At 67.3% G+C, this 5,188-nt stretch carries 3 protein-coding genes; 2 read left to right on the top strand and 1 reads right to left on the bottom strand.

The window, feature by feature from the left end; genetic code table 11:
* Positions 1-1,084 (bottom strand): SGNH/GDSL hydrolase family protein (locus D7Y13_RS38260; protein ID WP_500683192.1); only part of this gene is annotated, 1,084 nt, incomplete at its 3' end.
* Positions 1,085-2,094: 1,010 nt separating this feature from the next.
* On the opposite strand from D7Y13_RS38260, the gene D7Y13_RS38255 reads away from it, so the two are divergent.
* Positions 2,095-4,071, top strand: coding sequence for an ankyrin repeat domain-containing protein (locus D7Y13_RS38255; protein WP_233596011.1), 1,977 nt, complete (start codon positions 2,095-2,097; stop codon positions 4,069-4,071).
* 90 nt (positions 4,072-4,161) lie between these two features.
* Positions 4,162-5,001, top strand: a complete 840-nt coding sequence (locus D7Y13_RS38250; protein ID WP_158620506.1) for a sugar phosphate isomerase/epimerase family protein — start codon at positions 4,162-4,164, stop codon at positions 4,999-5,001.
* Positions 5,002-5,188: the final 187 nt, after the last annotated feature.

The raw sequence follows: 5,188 nt of genomic DNA, 5'->3' as shown, positions 1-5,188 counted from the left end.
GAGGAGGGCTGGCCGGAGGAGGACCGGCCGGCGGGTGAGGCGTATGGAGCGCGGCGGGCCGAGGCGCGCGGACTCGAGTCCGCGCTGGAGGAGGCGGAGGGGGGATCCTGAAGGCCGCCGCGGGCGCAGCGGGCCGCGGGGCATAGACCGGGAGCGGGCCGATGTGTGGATATTCCATGGGGGGAAGAGCGGCTTGTGCCCCGCGAACCAGTCCGTTTCGCGCCAGCGCCTCGGCGGAGTGCGTGACCGCTTTGAGGACCGCGAACATGTCCACCACGCGAACGTTCAAATACCAGGAATCATTGGCAGTTTTCGCGAGCTCCGCGTTGAAATGGGTGGCCCCCTTGGTGAATCGCACCATCTGGTCGCTGTCTCTGCGCAATGCCGCGTAACGGACGGCATCCGCTGGATCCGGCAAGTTGATGAGCATGAAATGAGCGCGAGCGCCCACGATGGCATTGAGGTTGCCGATGATCTTGAACATCTCCTCAACAACCTTGTGCATGGTATCCGGGTCGCGATTGTTCGTCACCAGGTCATTCAGGCCGAACCAGATGATGAACATCGTGTCCCCCTCCAGCGGGAGCGCATGAGCCTGGGTGCGAAAACGCTCATACTGTTGTTGAAACGTGCCCAAGCCGATCTTGGAGTGATCCGATGCGCCCATCGCGCCGCCCTCGGCATAATTCACATACGTGAAAGCCCGCCCATGACCTGAGCTCGAATCGCCAGGATGGGTGCGCCCGGAGCCCGAGTCCTGGTTTGAGTCCACGGTGAGCGTCCGGTGAACCAGGGTTGCCGCGCGGGTCTCGATCAGCGGGCTCGTGGGAGGGAGCGGCGGTCGCCGTGGGGGCGCGTCCGGGTCATTGAATCGGACCACTCCGGGCCGGAACAGCGATGTCCCGCCCGCCCACTCCCAGAAGAAATCCGTCCAGTTCTTCCTGTCGCTGAACCGCCCTTGTTCGTTGACTTGCATCAGCCCGAAGAAGTTCGCGAACGCGCCCATGCCGGAGTCCGCCTTGGTCCCGATGTCCGACATGCTATCGCCAAAGATGATCAGGTTCTTGATGGTCGTTCGCGGCATCGATGTCTCTCTCCTCGGCTGCGGGCCGGGAGACATCCTCCGGAGATCGTGTCGATAAGTTCACGGATTGAATGATTTTAAATCCTTGGCGAAATTCCTGGAGAGGACTCCAGGGGAAGCAAAGGGATGCACCACGTCCTTGCAATGGATTCAGCGGCCGACGCGCCAGGTCGGTTTCCAAACTCTTGAGACACGATTGTCGCAGCGGGAGCTGAGCTGAAGTTGCCACAGTGCATCATTCAAATCCGGGTCTGTGACAACTCACATCCGGGTCACTCACCCTTGCTTCCGTGTCTTTCTCTACCCATCTTCCCCGCTACGACGCGCTGGGCACCCGCACCCTGGGCACACCGGGCCAGGACATCGCCTACGGCGTGGCCGTGGACGCCTCCGGCAAACCTTTGTCGTCGGACAGACCTTCGGGAGCCTCGGCGGCAATACCAGCGCCGGCGGCTACGACGCCTTCCTCACCCGCTTCTGATTCGACAGCATTCCCGTACGGCCGTCCCGACGTCCTATTCCAGACGGGCAACACCAGCGCCCTTCGCGGTAGCCAGACGCGAAGGGCGCGGTCGCCTCGCTACCCAACCACTTCCGTCGCCCACCGGAATTGAACGACTTCATTCACTGCGGCGTCTTGGATTGGAGATACACTGAAAGCACTCTTCCAGATGCCTCTCGACCCAAGGAGCCCCAGATGCTGCGCAAGCTCGTTTCCGGAGTCGCCCTGAGTTTCGCTTTCGTGGTGGGAATGGCTGTCCCCGTCTTCCGCGGTGAATGAAGAGACCTTGCTCGTCTCGACTGCCCCCAGCAACGCGGTTCTGGCCGAGACCTCGGTCGAGGCCGCGCGCCTGCTCGGCTGCTGCACGGGGGATGGCATGTTCTGCACAAGCCATGCGGCGTGTCAGGCCCGCGGTGTTGGCGTCCGAGGCCTTGTCGCGAGGCCGTGCGCATTTCGCGCGCGCCGGCCCCGCCTTCTTGGCAAGGTGCCCGCCATGGCGCGCCCTCCCATGACCAGGAAGCCCGATGTCTCCGCGTTGATGAAGAAGGCGGACGGGTTGTTGGATGAGATGCCACCCCAGTTGGACGAGGCCATCCCCCTGCTGCGCGAGGTGGTGGCGACGGATCCGGAGCACCTGCTGGCGCTGCACTCGCTCAACTGGGCGTGGGACCCCACGCGGCGCGCGGAGCCCCACCGCTGGGAACGCGAGGTGAGGGCCGAGCACTGGAGGGTTCGCGACCGCGTCCTTGAGTTGACCCGGGGCACGAAACCCGGCGGAAAACTGTCGACCGCCCAGAAGGCACGCGCACTGGCCCTGAGCCAATGCGCCGAGGACCTGGTGCGGCGCAATCCGACGGCGGCCGAACTCAAGCAGGCGGAGGCCGCGCTGGCAGAGGCCGAAGCCCTGCGTGAGCTCGTGGACCATGCGCGCGCGCGTCGCGGGCTCGCCGCCTGGCGCGCGCTGCGGCAGGGCCCGCCAGAGCAGGGCTACCGGAAGCTGCTCGCCCTGGTGGAAGAGTCTCCCGGCATGCGCGCCCACGGCGTCGAGAGCGACGATGACCCGCTCGCATTCCAGGGCCTGGAGGGCGCCTTCTCCGACGAAGGCTTCCACGCCTGGCTCCGGAAGCAGAAGCCCCTGCCACGCCCCCCGGCGCGGAAGGCCCGGTCCCTGGACAACGGATTCCTGCTCGCGGCGGGGCTCGACGCGGAGCCATTCTTCGGCCCTGGCTTCGAGGGCAACAGCCGGACCGGCCGGGTGCTGGCCCTGGTCGCGCTGGGAGCCGACCTGGAGGCCCGGGACAAACACAAACGCGGAGCCCTCCACCTGGCCGCGAGCGTGGAGGACCCGGCGCTGGTGAAGGAGCTGCTTCGCCTGGGTGTCTCTCCGGAAGCCGTCGACGCGCGGAAGGCCACGCCCCTGCATGCAGCGGCTGAACACGGCAGCGAGGCATGCATCGCCCTGCTGGCCGGGGGCGGCGTTCCCGTGGACGCGCTCGACGCATCGGGGCGCACGGCGCTCTTCGACGCGCGGCAGGCCGACGTGGCGCGGGCGCTCATCGAAGCGGGGGCCAACCCCAACGCGGGCAAGGGCTGGACGCCCCTGCACCAACATGCACGCATCAAGGAACGGGGACCCGTCATCGAGGTCCTGCTCCAGGCTGGAGCGGATGTGACTCGAAAGAACACAGCGGGCCAGACGCCCGTGAAGGAGGCGCTGGAGCACGGCAACCCGCACCTCGCCCAACTCATGGGCGCCAAGGCGCCGTCGGGCAAGGCGGGCGCGGTGGACGTGCAGCCGCTGCAGGAGGCACTGGCCTCCCGGCGCAAGGCGGTGCTCAAGGCCTGGTACTACGAGGACAAGGACGTGGCCGCAGTCGAACAGGTCCTGAAGCGGCTCACGCTGGAAGGCGCCACGTCCTGGGACGCACTCGCGGCAGCGGTCCAGGGCGTGCCTCCCTGGACGGCCATGGCCCTGGTGGAGCTCGCGCGGGACGCACTCCCCAGCGAAGCGAAGACGCCTCGCCTCTCCAAGCTTCCGCGCTTCGTGCGAGGCAACCTGGTGGTGAAGGGCGACGTGCACGTGGACGGGCCGTTGCTCGTGACCGGCAACCTCACGGTGGAAGGCGTCCTTCGCAACGCGGGCCCCGAAGGACTGCTCGTGGTGGGTGGCTCGCTGCGCGCCACCGGCGTGGACTCGGATGGAGAGGTGATTGTTGGCCAGGACCTGGAGGCCCAGGTGGTCTGGGGTCACGGCAACGACGCCTCGGTCCGGGTCGGCGGCGTGATGAAGGCAGAGGCGGTCATCGCCGACGACCACGACGTGCGGGCGAAGGTGAAGGCAAGACACCACTTCGCCTCGGGTGACTTCGACGCTTCGGATGCATCGCTCAAGCAGGTCTTCGTGCCGAAGGCCTTCGCCCGGGGGCACCTGAAGCGGGACAAGCTGTTCAAGGTCTTGCGTGAAACAGGAAGCGCGCTCGTCTGAATCCCCAGGCCACCCATGTGTTCTCGTCATCCTCGTCGCGTCGATTCCAACGGGGGCCCGTGGCCGAAATGGCTCGCGCCCGTGCTGCTCATGGCTGCCTTGGGATGCAGCGAGCCACGGCGTCCTGAGTCATCCGACGCTCCGCTCGGTGCGTTCAACTTCACGCTGGAGTCGCGGCCGGTCGCCGCGCAGGTGGAGCTGCTTGATTCGCTCGGCTACGCCGGGGTGACGCTGTTCTGGCCGGGCCGTGAGGCCTTCGACACCTACGCCACCCAGCCCGCGGTGGTGGCGGGACGGGTCCGCCTTCCCGCCGTCCTCTTCGTCCTGCCCTTCAACACGGCCTGGGACCGGGAGGCGCTGGACGGGATGCTGGCGGCGCTCGCGCCACGGCGGACGGCGCTCTGGCTCATCCTGAGCGGCCCTCCGGACGCCAAGGCGGCCATGGTCGCCTCGGTCCGCGACGTGGTGGACCTGGCCACCGCGCGCGGAGTGGACGTCGTCCTGTACCCCCATGACGGCGAGGCCATCGAGAACGTCGAGGAGTCGCTGGCCCTGCTCGCCGCGGTCGACCGTCCCCGGTTGAAGACGTCGCTCCATCTCTGTCACGAGCTCCGGGCGGGGAACCGGGACCGGCTGGAGGAGGTCATCGCGGCGGCCGCGCCCCAGCTCGCCCTGGTGAGCATCCACGGCGCCGCACGCGAGTTCGATCCGCACGCTCCCGGCTGGTCCGAAGTCATCCAGCCGCTCGACCGGGGCGACCTCGACGTGGGGACCCGCTACCTGCTCCCCTTGCGCCGCGCCGGCTACGAGGGCCCCATGCTGCTCCACACCTTCGGCATCGAAGAGCCACCGGAGGAGCACTTCCGCCGCTCCATGCTGAAGTGGCGTGAACTGTCACGCGCCGTGGATGGCCCCACCGCACTTCACTAAGTGAAGGGGTCCCACCGTTCGTCGGGTGGAACGCGGGGCATGCTGGACGGCGAAGTCCGGCTAAGTAGGTCGCCGGAAGTTCCGAGACAAATGCCGGTCGCATGCGCATTTTCTGGACCATGCGACCGGCAAGGAGCCCCGCCGAACTGGGGCTGACAGCAGAGGACAGGCGGAAGCTGGAGCATGC

Source organism: Corallococcus praedator, from assembly GCF_003612125.1.
GTDB classification, from domain to species: domain Bacteria; phylum Myxococcota; class Myxococcia; order Myxococcales; family Myxococcaceae; genus Corallococcus; species Corallococcus praedator.
Note: the sequence above shows the minus strand (reverse complement) of the source record. Positions and strands in the feature narration are given on the sequence as shown.